The organism is Cellulosimicrobium sp. JZ28 (assembly GCF_015327065.1).
Taxonomy (GTDB): Bacteria; Actinomycetota; Actinomycetes; order Actinomycetales; family Cellulomonadaceae; genus Cellulosimicrobium; species Cellulosimicrobium funkei.
In genome coordinates, this window is record NZ_CP017660.1 from 4,068,386 (window position 1) to 4,084,480 (window position 16,095).

The window sequence follows — 16,095 nt, forward strand, 5'->3', positions numbered from 1 at the left end:
CGCGGCCGGCTCCTCAGCCGCGCGGGAGAGCGACCGGGGCGACGCCGAGCTCGTCGAGGAGCGTCAGTACGCGGGTGCGGATCTGATCGCGGATGGGGCGCACGGCGTCGATGCCCTGGCCGGCCGGGTCCTCCAGGGCCCAGTCCTCGTACCGCTTGCCGGGGAAGATCGGGCAGGCGTCCCCGCAGCCCATGGTGATCACGACGTCGGACGCCTGCACCGCCTCGGTGGTCAGGACCTTGGGGTGCTCGGCGCGGAGGTCGATGCCCTCCTCCAGCATGGCCTCGACGGCGACGGGGTTGATCTGGTCGGCCGGGGCGGACCCGGCAGAGCGGACCTCCACGGCTCCGCCGGACAGGGCGCGCAGGTACCCGGCGGCCATCTGGGAGCGACCGGCGTTGTGCACGCAGACGAACAGGGCGGACGGCTTCGCGGTGGCGTTCTCGGTCATGGTGATGTCTCCCGGGGTCAGGCTGGGGGCAGGTCGAGTTCGGGCAGGAGGTCGGCGAGCAGGGCGCGCACGCGGGAGTCGAGGTCGTCGCGGATCGCGGCGACCCCGGCCGGGGAGGCCAGGGCCGGGTCGCCCACGAGCCAGTCCTCGTACCGCGTGCCGGGCAGGACCGGGCACACGTCTCCGCAGCCCATCGTGACGACGACGTCCGCGGCGCGGACGGCGTCGTCGGTCAACGGCTTGGGGAACGCGTCGTCGGCGGTGATGCCGAGCGCGGTCAGGCTCTCGCGCACGCCCTCGTGGATGTCGGACGCGGGCGCCGACCCCGCGGACCGGACGACGACCCGGTCGCCGGCGTAGCGGCGCAGCAGGGCGGCGGCGAGCTGGGAGCGTCCGGCGTTGGCGACGCAGACGAACAGCACCTGCGGTCCCGCGTCCGCGGGGCGGGTCAGGTCGCTCAGCCGCTGGCGGGCGAACCGTTCCGTGAGCGGCACCAGTTGGGCCGAGACCTTCGCCGAGCGGGCCAGGTCGGTGTACGACTCGCGGACCACGCGCTGCACGACGTCGAACCGCACGTCGGCGAAGGTCCCGGCCAGGTCCTCGGCCAGGTGGTCGAGGGCGGCGTCGACGTCGTCGAGCCCGGCGAGGACGGTCGCACCGTGGCTGGCGCCGAGCGCCGCCGGGGCGAAGGAGTCCAGCAGCGTCGTGACCGCGGTCGTGTACCCCGGCGCGACGCGGTACCAGACCCAGGTGCCGCGTCGCTCGGACGTCAGCACCCCGACGTCGCGCAGCACCTTCAGGTGGTGCGAGACGGTCGGCTGCGAGACGTCCGTGAGCGAGGCGAGGTCGCACACGCACGCCTCACCGGCCGTGGAGGTCGCGATGAAGGAGAGCATGCGCAGCCGCAGCGGCTCGGCGAGGGCCTTGAGCGTCGTGGCGACGGCGCCCGCGATCTCGGTCCCGATCGCGTGCGCCTCGACCTGCGGCGTGCAGTCGGTGTCCGTGACGGTCATCGGCAGGGGAGCGGTGGTCATGGCCTCACCTCTTCCAGCTCTCGTGCTCGGGTCGGGTCGGCGTAGGGGTCGATGGCGAACCAGCGGCGTGCGAGCCACAAGGAGACGTAGACGAGACCGACCAGGACGGGGACCTCGATGAGCGGACCGACGACTCCGGCCAGGGCCTGGCCGGAGGTCGCACCGAACGTGGCGATGGCGACGGCGATCGCGAGCTCGAAGTTGTTGCCCGCCGCGGTGAACGCGAGCGTCGTGGAGCGCGCGTAGCCGAGCGCGAGCGTCTTGCCGGCGACGATGCCGATGCCCCACATGGCCGCGAAGTACACCAGCAGCGGCAGGGCGATCCGGGCGACGTCGAGCGGGTGGGAGGTGACGGTCTCGCCCTGCAGGGCGAACAGCAGCACGATCGTGAACAGCAGCCCGTACAACGCCCAGGGTCCGATCACCGGCAGGAACCGGTCCTCGTACCAGGCGCGGCCCCGGGCGCGTTCCCCGACCAGTCGCGAGGCGAACCCGGCGACCAGCGGGACGCCGAGGAACACGAGCACGTTGAGCGCGATCTGCCCCACCGACACGTCCAGGCCCTGGGTGTCCAGGCCCAGCCACGCGGGCAGCACCGTGAGGTAGAAGTAGCCGAGCAACGAGAAGGCGACGACCTGGAACACGGAGTTGATGGCGACGAGCACCGCCGCGGCCTCCCGGTCCCCGCACGCCAGGTCGTTCCAGATCACGACCATGGCGATGCACCGGGCCAGGCCGACGACGATCAGCCCGGTGCGGTACTCGGGCAGGTCGGGCAGGAAGGACCACGCCAGGGCGAACATCAGCGCAGGCCCGACCAGCCAGTTCAGGACCAGCGAGGAGGCCAGGAGCCGCGTGTCGCCGGTGACCGCACCCACCCGGTCGTAGCGGACCTTGGCCAGCACCGGGTACATCATCACGAGCAGGCCGAGGGCGATCGGCACGGAGATCCCGCCGACCTCCAGCGCGGCGAGCACGTCGGACAGGGCAGGGACGAACCGGCCCAGGACGAGCCCGGCGACCATCGCGAGCCCGATCCACAGCGGCAGCCACCGGTCGAGCGCCGACAGTCGCGGACCCGGTGCGGCGCTGGGTGTGCTCACGGGAGGCCCGGCCCGTCGGTGGCGACGACCCAGGAAAGCGCGGAGTGCATCGACATGCTTCTATATTGACAGGCCTCGATGCAGTCGCCAAGTGCTGGTGCCCCTCCTGTGCGGGAGCGCCCGTGACCTCTCGGGGCCACCGCGTGGCCGTGGCATGCTCGTGCCGTGACCGATCCCGTGCTCCGACCCGCCCGCCCCGACGACACGGACGCGCTGGTCGACGTCTGGCGGCGCGCCGTCGAGGCCACGCACGACTTCCTCGGACCCGACGACGTGCGCGAGCTGGAGGCCGCCGTGCGGGACGAGTACCTCGGCGCCGTCGACCTCACCGTCGCGGAGGTCGACGGCCGGGTGGCGGGGTTCGCCGGGACGGTCGGGCACCGGGTCGAGATGCTGTTCGTGGACCCCGCGCTGCACGGGCGCGGGATCGGCCGCGCGCTGCTCGACGCGGTCGGGCGTGGCCTTCCGGTCGTCGAGCTCGACGTCAACGAGCAGAACCCGGGCGCGCTGGCCTTCTACCGGGCGCTGGGGTTCGAGGTGACCGGGCGGTCGGAGACGGACGACCAGGGCCGCCCGTTCCCGCTGCTGCACCTGCGCCGCGAGGCCTGATGCCGCGCGACCGATGAGCCGGTGGCCTGCGGCCGGTCGACCCTGAGGAGAGCGGGCGCCCGCCCGCGCGACCTCAGGAGGAGACATGCTCGACACGGCGTTCAGCGGGTTCTCGGTCGACGACGTCGACGCGGCGCGGCGGTTCTACGCCGACGGCCTCGGCCTCACCGTCAGCGGGGACGACATGCTCTGGCTCGAGATCGGCGGCGGTGCGCGCGTGCTCGTCTACCCGAAGGGCGAGGCCCACGCCCCGGCGTCGTTCACGGTGCTGAACTTCCCGGTCGCCGACGTGCCGGGCACGGTCGCCGCGCTCCGCGAGCGCGGCGTGGCGTTCGAGCGCTACGCGGGCACGCCCGTCGAGACGGACGACGACTTCGTCTTCCGCGGCGGCGGCCCGCTCATCGCGTGGTTCACCGACCCGGCGGGGAACGTGCTGTCGATCATCCAGGACGACGACGCCTGACGCGTCAGCCGCCGCCCAGTCCTTCCTCGCGAGCCCGGACGATCGCGGCGGCGCGGTCGCGGACGGCGAGCTTGGCGAGGACGTTCGCGACGTGGTTGCGCACCGTCTTGGGGCTCAGTACGAGCCGTCGGGAGATCGACGCGTTGTCGAGCCCGGCCGCGACGAGGTCGAGCACCTCGCGCTCGCGGTCGGTGAGCTGGGGGAACGGGGCGCGCACGGCAGAGCGCCCGCCCACGACGTACGCCATCGCCCGGTCGGCGACGGACGGGGAGAGGATCATCGCGCCGTCGGCCACCGCGCGGACGGCGCGCTCGACCTCCGCGGGGCTCGCGGACTTCACGAGGAACCCGCGCGCCCCCGCGCGCACGGCCGCGACGACGGCGTCCTCGTCCTCGTGCATCGTCACGACGAGCACGCGTGCGGCCGGGTCCGCGCGCACGAGGTCGCGCGTCACGTCCACGCCCGACCCGTCGCCGAGGTCGAGGTCCAGGAGCACGACGTCGGCCCGCGCCCCAGTGCCCGCATCCTCGCCGGGGCCGAGGCCGAGCAATGCGCGCGCCTCCGTGGCCGACGCCGCGCTCCCGACGACGCGCACGCCGTCGAACGAGTCCAGCAGCGCGGCCATGCCGAGCCGGAACACCGGGTGGTCGTCGACGACCGCGACCCGGATCACGACGCCGCCCCGCGCGCGAGCGCCCCGGCCGGGACCAGCGGGAGCGTGGCGCGCACGCGCGTGCCCGGGCGCTCGCCGTCGGGCCGCACCGCGGCGACCTCGAGCCGGCCGCCGAGCTCGTCGGCCCGCTCGCGCAGCGACCGGGAGCCGACGCCGGCCACCGCGTCCGGCGCGACGCCCCGACCGTCGTCCTCGCACGTGACGACGAGCGCGCCGTCCCCGAGCCGTACCGTCAGGCGGCACTCCGGCGCCCCGGAGTGCCGGGCGGCGTTGACGACGCTCTCGCTCGCGATCGCGTACGCGGCCGCGGCGACGCGCGGGTCGAGGCCCCCGCACGGGTCGCAGCGCACGTCCACGACGAACCCGCCGAGGGCCTGCCGCCCCGCGAGCTCGCCGAGCGCGACCTCCAGACCGTGCTCGTCGAGCGACGGCGGCAGGAGGCTGCGGGACAGCGCCCGCACGTCCTCGACGCGCTGCGCCACCTCGACCCCCAGGGCGTCCAGCACCGCGGCCGCGGCCGCGGGGTCGGTCCGCAGCGTGTTCCGCGCGCCCTGGAGCCCGAGGCGCAGACCCACGAGCCACGGCCCGACGCCGTCGTGCAGCTCCCGGCGGATCACGCGCCGCTCGGCGAGGCGCGCGCGGGTCGTGGCGTCGCGCGCCTCCTCGAGCTCGTGCGCGCCCCGCGCGAGCGCGAGACCGGCGCCGAGCACGGGCAGGAGCTGCTCGAGCGCGTCGCGCGTCCGGGCGTCGAGCCGCTCGCCGGCCCGCGCGACGACGTGGACACGGCCGAGCGCCCGCCCGCCGTGCTCCACGGGGAGCGTGACGGCGTCGCCGGACGGGTGGCCGTCGGGGCCCGCCCAGGGCGCCGGGCCCGCGGGGCTGCCGGACGCCGTCGGGCCGGGTGCGGACCGCTCGATCGTCACGCTCTCCAGGCGCAGCGCCTCGCGCACGCCGACGGCGAGGCTCACGACGAGGTCGTCGGCCGTCGACGCGGACGACAGGTGGCGGCCGACGCTCAGCGCCGCCCGGCCCGGGTCGTTCCCCTCCCCGTAGACGAGCGTGCGCACGCGGTGCCGCAGCCACGTGTGCAGGGGCTGCACCGCGAGCGCGACCCCGACCGCCGCGACGACCTGCGCGGCGGTACCGTCGACGACGGTCGTCGCGAGGACGACGACCACGGCGTAGACGACGGCGAGGCCCACGGCCAGCATCGCGGCCACGGTCGCGCGCGAGAGGACGAGGTCGATGCCCCACAAACGGTTGCGCAGCACGCACACGAGGATCGCGGCGGGGAACAGCGCCTGGCACGCGAGGTGCGTGAGGGGGAGCGCGAGGAGCACGTCCGGGTCGGCCCACGTGCCGAGCAGCGGGAGGAACGACAGCGCCATGAGCGCCGTCCCGAGCGCGAGCAGGCCCAGGCCGCGGCGCTCCTCGACAGGCCCGCGGAACCGGCGCCACGCCGTCGCGCCCGCGGTGACGAGCCCCATGACGACGACGCCGACGATCGCAGGGCGCGGGTCGTCGGAGGGAGCGAGGAAGAAGAAGGTGATGGACGCGACGCCGCCCGCGACCCCGCACCACGCGCCCGCGCCGAGCCGCCCGCCGCGCACGAACCACGGGACGAGGACGAAGAGCCCGACCGTGCCCGGCACCCACGCCCACCCGTAGGCGTCCGCGAGCGGCGTGAGCGGGGGCAGGCCGGGGTGGGTCGACGCGTAGCTGCGCCACCCGCCGCCCAGGGCCGCGACCCCGCCGCCGATCGCGGCGAGGGCCACGAGCCAACCCACGACGTGCGGCCGCCGCACGAGGATCACCGCCGCGACCGTGCCGTAGACGAGCGCGACCGTCGCGTCCACGACGACGAACAGCAGGTCGCCCAGCAGGAGCGGCACGCCGGACGTGAGCTGGAGCGCGAGCGCGGACACGCCGAGCACCCAGGCGAGGACGCCGATCGTCCAGCCCGTGCGGGGCATCCCGGCGCGGCCGGGCCCGGGCTCGGCCACGGGCCCACGGTAGGGCCGCGGCACGCGCGGCGAGAAGGGCCCGGGCGGGAGATCACCCGGCCGTGGACGACGGCGAGATCGGCGGTCCCGTGTGGGGTCGGCGGTCCAGACCGCCGATCCCGACCGGACCCGCCGATCTCGTCGCGCGTCGCCGATCTCGCGCGTCGCGCTCAGCGCCGGTCCCCGAGGGCGAAGCCGAGCGCGGTGACGAGCAGCCAGATCGGTCCGACGAACCCCGCCATGTACTGCAGCGGCGACACGCCCGTGAGGAGCGCGAGCCCGCCGAGCACGAACCCGACGACGCCGAGCCAGCGCGGCGCGGCCGCGTGCCGCAGCGCCGCGACGCCGAGCGCGACGCCCGCGACGCCCGCCCCGACCCACAGCCACGGGATCGTCGCGACCCAGTCGCTGTAGAACGCGCCCGACTCCGGGACGATGAGCGCTGTGTCGCCGAGGCCGAACAGGAACTGCGTGTCGAGGCCCGAGCCCAGCAGCCCGGCGACGGAGACGAGCACGAGCCCCCAGCCCGCGACCGTCGGGAGGATCGACCCGGCGGGCGCCTGCCCGTCGAGCCGCCGCTTGAGCCCGGCGGCGAAGACGAGCACGAGCAGCGCGCACGCGATCGTCGCGGTGTGGAACACGATCTGCGTGCCCGTGCGGCCGGAGAGGTCGGCGACGATCGCCTCCGCGTCGCCCGCGGTCTTCTCCCAGTTGATGCCGAGCGCCATCGAGGACTGGATCGAGACGAGGCCGAGGACGCCGGCGACGACCCCGGTCCAGGCCCACGCGCGGGGCGTCGTGCCGCGGGCGCGGCGGGGCGTGCCGTCGGCGACCGCCGACGGCGTGGTGAGCGAGCTGTCCTGCATGGGACGCCCTTCCGTTCGAGGCCGCCACCCGCGGCCGGGGCCCGTCACGCGGTGCGACGGCCCCCGCAGCGTCGGCCGGGCGGCGTCCCGGGTCCCAGGGGCAGGTGTCCCGACCTCCCGGGCAGGTCGCACGGGGCGGGCTCCCGCGCCGCACCAGCGGTTGCGGAACCTCCCGCGCGGCGGGACCGTTGCGGCATGATCCGGTTCCTGCTGAGCTTCGCGATCAACGTGGTCCTCGCCGCCGTGGGCCTCCTCGTCGCCGCGAACGTCTTCGACGGCGTCACGGTGCACGCCTCCGGGTTCACGGTCGCCGTCCTCGTGTTCGCGGTGGCCCAGGGGGTGCTCGCGCCCTTCGTGTTCAACGTGGCGCGCAAGTACGCGTCCGCGGTGCTCGGCGGCATCGGCCTCGTGTCGACGTTCCTCGCGCTGTGGATCGCGACGCTCGTGGGCGACGGCCTGGAGATCTCCGGGGCCTCCACGTGGATCGGGGTGACGGTCGTCGTCTGGCTGATCAGCGCGCTCGGCGGCTGGCTCCTCGGGTGGCTCGTCCTCACCCGCTGGTGGGACCGCCGCCAGGAGGACAAGCGCATCCGCGAGGCGACGGCGCGCGGCTGACGCCGTCCCGCGCCACCGAACCGCGCCGCTGACGAGCGACCGACGAGCCGGTCGCCTAGGCCGACCCGGCGTCCTCCCGGCGCGCCCAGCGCTCGGCGTCGCGGAACCCCGCCTCCAGCGCTCCCAGGACCTCGTCGGTCGCGTCGACGACGGCCTCGGCGCCGAGCTCGTCGACGGTGCCGGTCCGCTCCAGGAGGTTGCGCATCGCGGGTGTCACCCCGACGAGGACGAGCCGGTTCCCCTGCGCGGCGAGCCGTCGGGCGGTGCGGTGGAACAGGTCGATCACCGCCGAGGACGGGATGTCGGGGAGCGTCCGGAGCACGAGGACGAGCACGGCACGCCGGGCGCCGGAGCCGTCGGGGAACTGGTCCTCGATGCGGGGGAGCGAGGCGAAGAACGACGTCCCCGCGAACTCGAGCACGGTGACCTCGCCGGAGCGCAGCCGGGCGGGCGTCCGCCGCGACGTGCGCCAGCGCCCGTCGGGCTCGCGGGTGAGGAGGACGAGGCGGGACTGGCGCGCCGCCTGGACGCAGTACAGGAGGAGCGACAGGACCGCGCCGAGGACGATGGCCTGCTGGAGGGGGAGCTGGGTCGTCGCGGCGAACGTGACGACCATCGCGAGCGACGACAGGGGCGACGTCCGCAGCACGAGGAGGATCTCGTGGCGCTTGCCCCAGACGAGCTCGCCGCCGACGACGAGGATGAGCCCGCCGATCACCGGCATGGGGATGAGCTCGGCCAGTCCGCCGAGGAGCAGCACGACGAGGGCGAGGAACACGCCGCTCACGACGCCCGCCCAGCGGGTCCGGGCGCCCGCCTCGGCGGCGACGCCCGTGCGCGACATCGAGCCGCCGCTGGGCAGCGCCTGGAAGAGGCCGCCTGCCACGTTGGCCCAGCCCTGCGAGCGGAAGTCGGCGTCGGTGTCCGAGCGGGAGCCGTCGGGGTTGGGCATCGACGGCGCGATGGACGCGGCCTGCGCGAGGGCGACGAGCGCGACGGCGACGGCGCCCCCGACGAGCGCGGGCGCGACCGAGAGGTCGGGGAGCGACAGGCCGGGGAGGGCGGACGGGATCGAGGCGATGTCGGCGACCTGGCGCACGTCGATGCCCGCCGCGACCACGACGACGGTCACGACGACGAGGGACACGAGGAGCGCCACGGGCACGAGGCGGCGGACCGACCGGGCCAGCGCCCACACGAGGACGGTCCCGGCCGCGACGAGCGTGGACGCGAGGTCCCACGACGTCACGTGCACGATCCAGTCGCCGAGCTGGTACAGCCGGTTGTCGCCGCGCGGGTCGTACCCGGTCGCGTCGCCGAGGACTCCCGTGATGATCTGGAGCGCGATGCCGGTCGAGAAGCCCACCATGACGGCGTTGGACACGAAGCTCATCACGGCGCCGAGCCGCAGCGCGCCGAGCACGAGCATCACCAGGCCGACCATGATCGTCAGCGTCGCGACGTTGGCGGGGTCGGTCGGCTCCAGGCCGGCGGACGCGAGCACGCTCTGCGACGTGAGCGCGATGGCGCTCGTGAGCGTCGTGATCATGAGGACGGTCCGCGCGGTGAGCGAGCCGACGATCGCGGGCACGATGCCCGCGTAGAGGCCCGCGACCGGGTTGAACCCGGCGATGGAGGCGTACGCCATGCCCTCGGGGATGGAGAAGAGCCCGGTCACCATGCCCGAGACGACGTCGGAGCGGCTCGGTCGCCCCGCGCGCCGCAGCAGCCCGGCCGCCCCGCGCCGCCCGGGCGGTGGCGCGGCCCCGGGGTCGGCGTGGACCTCGGCCTCGGCGCCGGCGCCGGTGTCGGTCGTCGCGTCGTCGTCACCGCGCTCCGCCACGACCACCGCCCTCCGCCGTGTGTGCCGGGCCGGGGGTGGTGGCGAGCGCGGGGAACTCGGGGGTCCCCGGGGGGAGGTCGACGCGCAGCGGGGGCATCGAGCGGGCGACGAGCCACAGCGGCAGGACGGCCACGCAGAGCACCGGGAGCAGGTGGACGTCGCCGACGGTCACGGCCGCCATGAAGAGGGCGAGCCAGCCGTCGCGCGCCACGACGAGGACGGCGCCGAGGACGGCGGCGGAGACGGCGATCGCGGGCGGCACGGCGGGGACGAGGGACGACGCCGAGAGGCCCAGCGCGACGCCGATGAACACCGCCGGGAAGATGCGGCCGCCGCGGAACCCGGCCGCCGCCGCGACGACGAGGGCCGCGACCTTGACGACGGCCATGAGCAGGATCGTGGACCAGGCGTACGTGTCGGCCTGCTGCGCGAGCTCCTTCATCTCGTCGAGGCCCTTGAACAGCGTGAGCGGTCCGCCGAGGACGCCGAGGAGACCGAGGACCAGACCGCCCGCGCCGAGCGCCAGCACGGGGCTGCGGAGGCGGTGGAACAGCGTGTGCACGACGGGCAGGGCGGCCACGGCGAGCGCCGTGACGAGGGCGGCGACGGCGCCGATCAGCACGCTGCTCGCGACGTCGCCGAGGGCCGGGCCGGGGTAGTCGGGCAGGTCGACGGAGAACGTCGGGGCCCCGACCGCGGTCATGGTCACGGCCCCCGCGCCCGCCGCGGCCAGGGGCGCGAACAGCCGGTCGAACAGGGGACCGCTCTGCCCGCCGCGCTCCGCGAAGCTCTCCGTGAGGACGAGCGCGGCGGCGACGGGGGTGGCGAACATCGCGCCGATGGTCCCGGCCAGCGCGAGCGCGACGGCGCCCGGCACGGGGACGCCGAACCGGGGGCGGCAGAGGAACCACGCGGCGAGCGCGACGTTGAGGGCGATGATCGGGTTCTCGGGCCCGAGGCTCACCCCGCCGGCGAGGCCGAGGACGAGGGCGAGCGCGAGGCCGGGCAGGGCGCGCAGGGGCAGCGGCTCGGAGACCAGCTCGGTCGTCGCGGGGTCGACGCCCGCGTGCCCCGGTGCCCACCGGACCGTGGCGCCCACGAGCAGCCCGGTGACGGTGAGCACGAGGACGGTCCACCACGTCCGCGTGCTCGCGACCCCCCACGCCTCCGGCAGCCGGTCCCACACGAGGTGCTGGATCCACGTCGCGAGCTCGGAGAGCGCGAGGAGCGTCAGGGCGCTGACGATCCCGACGACGAGGGCCGGCACCACGGAGCGCAGGAGGCGACCCGACGTCGTCCCGGTAGCCGGCGCGTCGGACACACGGGAAGAGAACCACGGGGGTGGTCGCACCGCATCCGGAGCCGCGGCACCCCCACCGCGCCGCTGCGCGGCTCCCCGACGCTCGCCGCGCGCGACCCGGGAGGCGGGGATACGTTCGACGCGTCACGGGGCGCGACGGCGCGCCCCCGCCGAACGAACGATCCGGAACGAGGTCTGACGTGGCAACGCTCACCGTGTGGAAGTTCGACACCCCCGAGGGCGCCCAGCGCGCCGAGGACGCGCTCCTCGCCCTCCAGAAGCAGGAGCTCATCCAGGTCCAGGACGTGGCCACCGTGTCCTGGGAGGAGGGCAAGAAGAAGCCGAAGACGCGCCAGGGGAACAACACGACGGCGATCGGCGCGCTCGGCGGCACGTTCTGGGGCCTGCTGTTCGGGCTCCTGTTCTTCGTCCCGCTCCTGGGCGCCGCGATCGGTGCGGCGTCCGGCGCCATCGCCGGCGCGCTCACGGACGTCGGCATCGACGACGACTTCATCGACTCCGTGCGCAGCAAGGTCACGCCGGGCACGTCCGCGCTGTTCGTCCTCACGTCGGGCGCCGTCGTCGACCGCGTGCACGAGGCGCTCCAGGCCGAGGGCATCCACGGCGAGCTCATCCAGACGAACCTCTCCGCCGACGAGGAGGCCAAGCTCCGCGCGGCCTTCGACGAGAACGCCTGAGCGGTCCAGGACCCGCGGCGAGGCCGCACGGGTGAGGTGCCCGACGGCGGTGCGTGACGCCGTCGGGCACCTCGCCCGCCCGCGCGCCTCCGTCCGCGCGCCGTCGTTCCCGTAGCTCCCGCCGTCCCGCCCGGGACCGGACCACGAAGGAGGCCGCCCGTGGGCGCGGCGATCGGCCAGTCCCTCCCCGTCGCGGTCGGCGTGCTCGTGAGCCCGCTCCCGATCGTCGCCGTCGTGCTCATGCTCGTGAGCGGGCGCGCGAAGGCCAACGCCTTCGCGTTCCTCGTCGGCTGGTTCGTCGCGGTCGGCGCGGTGACGCTCGTCGTCGCGCTCGTGGCGGGGTCCGCCGTCCCCCAGGACGGCGGCCCGCCGCTGTGGGCGGCGATCCTCAAGCTCGTCCTCGGCGTGCTGCTGCTCCTGCTCGCGCTCAAGCAGTGGCGGGGGCGTCCGCGCGACGGCGTCGACCCGCCCGCGCCCCGCTGGATGGCTGCGATCGACGCGTTCACGCCCGTCAAGGCGGCCGGGCTCGCGGTGCTCCTCGGCGCGGTCAACCCGAAGAACCTGCTGCTCGTCGTCTCGGGCGGCGCCGCGATCGCGTCGGCCGCGCCGGACGACACGGCCGCCCAGGTGGTCGCGGCCGTCGTGTTCGCCGTCGTGGCGAGCATCGGGGTGACGGCGCCCGTCTTCATCTACCTCTTCATGGGCTCCCGCGCGGCCGCGATGCTCGACGCGCTCAAGGCCTGGATGACCCACAACAACGCGGTGATCATGGCCGTCCTGCTGCTCGTCCTCGGGGCGAAGCTGCTCGGCGACGGCATCGCGGCGCTCTGACCACGCCGGACCGTCCCGCTAGTCGATGCCCTCGGCGCGCCGCTCGTCGACCGTGCGCTCGGCCTCGAGGTTCGCCTCGCGGTTGCGGCGTCGGCGGCGGGTGGTGCGCCCGTCGTCGTCCCTGTTCTTCCCGTCGCCCTTGCCCCGGCCCGGGCCGTGGCCCTCGGCGTCCGGGTCGTGGAGCATGTGCGACTCGATGAGCTCGTGCCGCTGGAGGTAGGTGTTCGCGACGGCCTGGATCGTCGCGGCGATCGGCAGGGCGAGGAACGCGCCCAGCGCGCCGAACACCGCGCCGAACGCGAGCACGACGACGAAGCTCACCGCCGGGTTCATCTCCAGCGCCCGGGCGGAGACCTTGGGCGAGAAATACAGGTTCTCGAGCTGCTGGTACCCGATGATGAACGCGAGCACGCCCAGGGCCTGCGGCAGCCCCTGCGACGTGAGCGCGACGGCGACGGGCAGCGCGCCGCCGATGTACGTGCCGATCGTGGGGACGAACTGCGAGACGACGCCCGTGAACACGGCGAGCGGCAGGGCGTACGGCGTCTGGAGGATCAGCAGGAAGACGAACGTGAACACGCTCGACAGCGCGGCGAGCACGATGCGCGAGTTGATGAAGTCCGACACCTTGACCTGGGTGATCTCCCAGAGGCGCAGCACCTCCTCCTGCCGGTTCGGCGTGAGCCAGCGGCACACGGCCGCCCGGAACCGCGGTCCCGCCGCGAGGAGGTAGTAGGTGACGAGGAGGATCGTCAGGCTCGCGAAGACCCCGCCGACGATCGTCGTCGTCACGACGATCGCGCCGGACGCGACGTCGTCGCCGAAGTCGTTGATGACCTGCTTGAGGAGGTCGTCGGAGTCCGGGATGACGACGTCGAAGCGGTCCGCGACGAAGTCCTGGATGCTCGCGTACAGCGCCGGGATCGACTGGACGAGCTGCACGAGCTGCTGGACGAACAGGTTCCCGAACAGGGCGAGCACGACGAGGATCCCGACGAGCGACCCCAGGAGCGCGACGGCGGCGGCCGCGCCGCGCCGCCAGCCGTGCCGCACGAGCCAGACGACGATCGGCTCGAGCGCGAGCGCGACGAAGAACGCGATGAGGATGTTGACGCCCAGCGCCTTGAGCTGACCGAGGGCGTACCAGGCGAAGACGCCGACGAAGACGGCGACGACGGCCATGGCGAGCGCGCGGGGCACCCAGCGCGGCGGCCGTCGCGAGTCGTGCTGGACCGGGCGGGTGCCGGCGTCCGGGACGCCCGACCACGGGTCGTCGGTGGAGGGCGGCGTCGTCATGGCCACGAACCTAGCGGGGCCGCCGGGCAGCGGTCCCGGGACGCGCCGACCTTCCGGATGCCGAACCGGGCGGCCGGTGCCACGATCGATCCGCACGCTCGTCCGGTCGGGGCTCCACGGTTCTCAGGAGGATGGCATGGCACGCTCGTCACAGGTGACGGCATGGGTCGGCTGGGTGTGGTTCGCCGGCATCGTGCTCGTCACGATCGGCTTCTTCAACGCCATCAGCGGCCTGGTCGCCGTGTTCTCCCCGAACAGCCTCGTCGGCGTCTCCGACGCGGGCATCGTCGTCCTCGACGTGTCGACGTGGGGCTGGATCCACCTCGTCATCGGGGTGCTGCTCGTCCTCACCGGCTTCGCGCTGCTGTCCGGCAAGGGCTGGGCGCGCATGGTCGCGATCGTGCTCGTGGTCGTCAACGCGATCGCGCAGTTCACGACCCTGCAGGTCACGCCGTGGTGGTCGCTCATCACGATCGTGCTCGACGTCTTCGTCCTGTGGGCGCTCGTCGTCCACGGCGACGAGGCCGAGCGCGCCGCACGCTGACGTCGCCCGGCCTGGGCGTCGCAAACCGATCGGCCGACAGAGGGAGCGGACGATGGCCACGTTCACCGTATGGAAGTTCGACTCTCCGGAGGGCGCTGACGCGGCGTCCCGGATCCTGCACGACTCCGCGTCGGAGCACGCCGTCAAGATCGTCGACACCGCCGTCGTGTCGTGGCCCGAGGGCGCCGCCAAGCCGACGACGCGCCACGGCCACCAGGACGAGTGGCGCGGCACGGGCTGGGGCGCCTTCTGGGGCCTGCTGCTCGGGTCGCTGTTCTTCGCGCCCGTGCTGGGCGCCGCGGCCGGGGCGGCGATCGGCGCGTCGACGAAGGCGATGGAGGCCGTGGGGATCGACAAGAACCAGCTCGACCGCATCCGCGAGGGCGTGACGCCCGGGACGTCGGCGCTGTTCGTCGTCACCGAGGACGGCGACCTCGACCGCGTCGGCGAGCGGTTCCACGGGGTCCACGGCACGCTCGTCGCCACGAACCTCACGGACGCCGAGCGGAGCACGCTCCTCGAGACGTTCGGCTGACCCGCGGCGCGTCAGTCGTCGAGGCGCTCCGGGAGCCCGAACAGCGGAAACCACGAGGCAGTGTCGAGGAACGCGTTGATGGCCGTGACGCGGCCACCCTCCGTCTCGACGACCTGGAGCGCCCACGGCTCGTGACCGCCGCCGGCCGCGCGGCGGTACTGGCCGAACCCGAACGTGCCGTTCACCGCGACCGGGACCATGCGCGATCCCTCGCACTCGTGGCCCGGCCCGGTCATCCACGTGACGATGTCCGCCGGGCCGCGCATCCACAGCGGGTACGGCGGCATCGACAGCGTCGCGTCCTCGTGCAGGATCGCGACCAGCGCGTCCATGTCGTAGCGCTCGAACGCGTCGAGGTAGCGCTCGAGCAGGAGCTTCTCCTCGTCGCCGAGACCCGCGTTCGCCGCGACCGGCGCGGCGGACCCCGTCTCGTCGCCCAGCCCCGAGCTGTCCCAGTGCGCGCGCGCCGCGAGCGTGGCACGGGCGCGCTGCAGCGCGCTGTTCACCGACGCGACCGTCGTGTCGAGGAGCTCCGCGACCTCGCTCGCCTGCCAGCGCAGCACCTCGCGCAGCAGCAGCACCGCGCGCTGGCGCGGCGGCAGGAACTGGAGGGCGGCGACGAACGCGAGGCGGATGGTCTCGCGCCCCACCGCGACCTGCGCCGGGTCGCCGTCGTGCGGAAGCACCCGGTCGTCGGGGACGGGCTCGACCCACGTCTCCTCCGGCAGCACCTGGCCCAGGTTCTCCAGCTCCGGGGCCTGGGGTCCGCCCAGGCCCATCGGGCGCTCGCGCCGCTTGCGCGCACCGAGCGCGTCGAAGCACACGTTCGTCGCGATGCGGTACAGCCACGAGCGCAGGGCCGAGCGGCCCTCGAAGCGGTCGTAGGACCGCCACGCGCGCAGGAACGTCTCCTGCACGGCGTCGTCGGCCTCGAACGACGACCCGAGCATGCGGTAGCAGTAGCCGGTGAGCTCGCGCCGGTGGCCGTCGAGGACGGCGTCGAGGTGCTCGCGGTCGGGCAGCGGGGCAGGGGCGCCAACGGGGGCGGCGGCGGTCGCGGTGGCGTCGCCGCGCAGGGTCGCGGGGGTGGCGAGGTCGGTCATGGTGCTGCCTCTCAGGACTCGGTCGTCTCGACGTGCACGAGGGGTCACGGGATCGCGCGCGGTGCCCGGGGGGAGTGGCCCACCTCACACACGCTACCGCCGCCCTCCGACACCGCACAGGGGCACCG

The 16,095-nt window shown here is 74.6% G+C and carries 17 protein-coding genes; 7 read left to right on the forward strand and 10 right to left on the reverse strand.

Annotation, left to right across the window (positions count from 1 at the left end; translation table 11 throughout):
• Positions 1 to 13: 13 nt before the first annotated feature.
• From BJP59_RS18265 to arsB, 3 genes are read right to left on the reverse strand one after another with little or no spacing between them, the layout of a single operon-like run.
• Positions 14 to 451, reverse strand: coding sequence for an arsenate reductase ArsC (locus tag BJP59_RS18265; protein ID WP_034655985.1), 438 nt, complete (start codon positions 449 to 451; stop codon positions 14 to 16).
• Between the two features lie 17 nt (positions 452 to 468).
• A complete protein-coding gene (locus BJP59_RS18270) occupies positions 469 to 1,485 on the reverse strand; it encodes a metalloregulator ArsR/SmtB family transcription factor (RefSeq protein ID WP_194521682.1) in 1,017 nt (338 codons plus the stop codon).
• Complete coding sequence (gene arsB / locus BJP59_RS18275; protein ID WP_194521683.1) at positions 1,482 to 2,588, reverse strand: ACR3 family arsenite efflux transporter; 1,107 nt, start codon at positions 2,586 to 2,588, stop codon at positions 1,482 to 1,484. Before arsB ends, BJP59_RS18270 begins: the two co-directional genes overlap by 4 nt.
• Positions 2,589 to 2,753: 165 nt before the next feature.
• On the opposite strand from arsB, the gene BJP59_RS18280 reads away from it, so the two are divergent.
• Both BJP59_RS18280 and BJP59_RS18285 read left to right on the forward strand, forming a co-directional pair.
• Entirely contained in the window at positions 2,754 to 3,197 is a 444-nt protein-coding gene (locus BJP59_RS18280) for an acetyltransferase (RefSeq protein WP_076403972.1), read from the forward strand.
• 85 nt (positions 3,198 to 3,282) lie between these two features.
• Entirely contained in the window at positions 3,283 to 3,660 is a 378-nt protein-coding gene (locus BJP59_RS18285; RefSeq protein ID WP_194521684.1) for a VOC family protein, read from the forward strand.
• A gap of 4 nt (positions 3,661 to 3,664) precedes the next feature.
• Here the strand turns inward: BJP59_RS18285 and BJP59_RS18290 are convergent, their stop codons facing one another.
• The 3 genes from BJP59_RS18290 to BJP59_RS18300 all read right to left on the reverse strand — a co-directional run bounded on the left by BJP59_RS18290 (position 3,665) and on the right by BJP59_RS18300 (position 7,202).
• Entirely contained in the window at positions 3,665 to 4,333 is a 669-nt protein-coding gene (locus BJP59_RS18290) for a response regulator transcription factor (RefSeq protein ID WP_031315713.1), read from the reverse strand.
• Entirely contained in the window at positions 4,330 to 6,336 is a 2,007-nt protein-coding gene (locus BJP59_RS18295; protein WP_228485169.1) for a sensor histidine kinase, read from the reverse strand. The genes BJP59_RS18290 and BJP59_RS18295 overlap by 4 nt, the downstream gene beginning before the upstream one ends.
• A 170-nt stretch (positions 6,337 to 6,506) precedes the next feature.
• Positions 6,507 to 7,202 carry a hypothetical protein gene (locus BJP59_RS18300; protein WP_194521685.1) on the reverse strand — a complete coding sequence of 232 codons (696 nt, stop codon included), beginning with the start codon at positions 7,200 to 7,202 and terminating at the stop codon, positions 6,507 to 6,509.
• A gap of 195 nt (positions 7,203 to 7,397) precedes the next feature.
• Here BJP59_RS18300 and BJP59_RS18305 point away from each other — a divergent pair, with 195 nt between their 5' ends.
• On the forward strand, positions 7,398 to 7,817 hold the full coding sequence (locus BJP59_RS18305) for a phage holin family protein (protein ID WP_021483470.1): 420 nt from the start codon (positions 7,398 to 7,400) through the stop codon (positions 7,815 to 7,817).
• A 55-nt stretch (positions 7,818 to 7,872) separates the two neighbouring features.
• Here the strand turns inward: BJP59_RS18305 and BJP59_RS18310 are convergent, their stop codons facing one another.
• Both BJP59_RS18310 and BJP59_RS18315 read right to left on the reverse strand, forming a co-directional pair.
• On the reverse strand, positions 7,873 to 9,660 hold the full coding sequence (locus tag BJP59_RS18310) for a SulP family inorganic anion transporter (protein ID WP_228485170.1): 1,788 nt from the start codon (positions 9,658 to 9,660) through the stop codon (positions 7,873 to 7,875).
• The gene (locus BJP59_RS18315; protein ID WP_228485171.1) at positions 9,644 to 10,981 is read right to left on the reverse strand and encodes an ion channel protein; all 1,338 of its coding nucleotides are present in this window, start codon (positions 10,979 to 10,981) and stop codon (positions 9,644 to 9,646) included. The genes BJP59_RS18310 and BJP59_RS18315 overlap by 17 nt, the downstream gene beginning before the upstream one ends.
• 179 nt (positions 10,982 to 11,160) lie before the next feature.
• Here BJP59_RS18315 and BJP59_RS18320 point away from each other — a divergent pair, with 179 nt between their 5' ends.
• Both BJP59_RS18320 and BJP59_RS18325 read left to right on the forward strand, forming a co-directional pair.
• Positions 11,161 to 11,658: a DUF1269 domain-containing protein gene (locus BJP59_RS18320; RefSeq protein ID WP_194521686.1), complete on the forward strand. Its 498-nt coding sequence runs from the start codon at positions 11,161 to 11,163 to the stop codon at positions 11,656 to 11,658.
• Between the two features lie 159 nt (positions 11,659 to 11,817).
• On the forward strand, positions 11,818 to 12,489 hold the full coding sequence (locus BJP59_RS18325) for a GAP family protein (RefSeq protein WP_194521687.1): 672 nt from the start codon (positions 11,818 to 11,820) through the stop codon (positions 12,487 to 12,489).
• 18 nt (positions 12,490 to 12,507) lie between these two features.
• On the opposite strand, the gene BJP59_RS18330 is transcribed toward BJP59_RS18325, so the two are convergent.
• Positions 12,508 to 13,785 carry an AI-2E family transporter gene (locus BJP59_RS18330; protein WP_228485172.1) on the reverse strand — a complete coding sequence of 426 codons (1,278 nt, stop codon included), beginning with the start codon at positions 13,783 to 13,785 and terminating at the stop codon, positions 12,508 to 12,510.
• Positions 13,786 to 13,921: 136 nt separating this feature from the next.
• Between BJP59_RS18330 and BJP59_RS18335 the strand changes: the two genes are divergently transcribed.
• Positions 13,922 to 14,329: a DUF7144 family membrane protein gene (locus BJP59_RS18335; protein WP_086149493.1), complete on the forward strand. Its 408-nt coding sequence runs from the start codon at positions 13,922 to 13,924 to the stop codon at positions 14,327 to 14,329.
• 52 nt (positions 14,330 to 14,381) lie between these two features.
• Complete coding sequence (locus BJP59_RS18340; protein WP_194521688.1) at positions 14,382 to 14,864, forward strand: DUF1269 domain-containing protein; 483 nt, start codon at positions 14,382 to 14,384, stop codon at positions 14,862 to 14,864.
• A gap of 11 nt (positions 14,865 to 14,875) precedes the next feature.
• On the opposite strand, the gene BJP59_RS18345 is transcribed toward BJP59_RS18340, so the two are convergent.
• Positions 14,876 to 15,967, reverse strand: a complete 1,092-nt coding sequence (locus BJP59_RS18345) for a sigma-70 family RNA polymerase sigma factor (RefSeq protein WP_194521689.1) — start codon at positions 15,965 to 15,967, stop codon at positions 14,876 to 14,878.
• Between the last annotated feature and the right edge of the window lie 128 nt (positions 15,968 to 16,095).

Coding starts and splice junctions, on each gene's coding strand:
- BJP59_RS18265 (WP_034655985.1), bottom strand. CDS start 451: ATGACCGAGAACGCCACCGCGAAGCCGTCCGCCCTGTTCGTCTGCGTG.
- BJP59_RS18270 (WP_194521682.1), bottom strand. CDS start 1,485: ATGACCACCGCTCCCCTGCCGATGACCGTCACGGACACCGACTGCACG.
- BJP59_RS18285 (WP_194521684.1), top strand. CDS start 3,283: ATGCTCGACACGGCGTTCAGCGGGTTCTCGGTCGACGACGTCGACGCG.
- BJP59_RS18300 (WP_194521685.1), bottom strand. CDS start 7,202: ATGCAGGACAGCTCGCTCACCACGCCGTCGGCGGTCGCCGACGGCACG.
- BJP59_RS18305 (WP_021483470.1), top strand. CDS start 7,398: ATGATCCGGTTCCTGCTGAGCTTCGCGATCAACGTGGTCCTCGCCGCC.
- BJP59_RS18330 (WP_228485172.1), bottom strand. CDS start 13,785: ATGACGACGCCGCCCTCCACCGACGACCCGTGGTCGGGCGTCCCGGAC.
- BJP59_RS18335 (WP_086149493.1), top strand. CDS start 13,922: ATGGCACGCTCGTCACAGGTGACGGCATGGGTCGGCTGGGTGTGGTTC.
- BJP59_RS18340 (WP_194521688.1), top strand. CDS start 14,382: ATGGCCACGTTCACCGTATGGAAGTTCGACTCTCCGGAGGGCGCTGAC.
- BJP59_RS18345 (WP_194521689.1), bottom strand. CDS start 15,967: ATGACCGACCTCGCCACCCCCGCGACCCTGCGCGGCGACGCCACCGCG.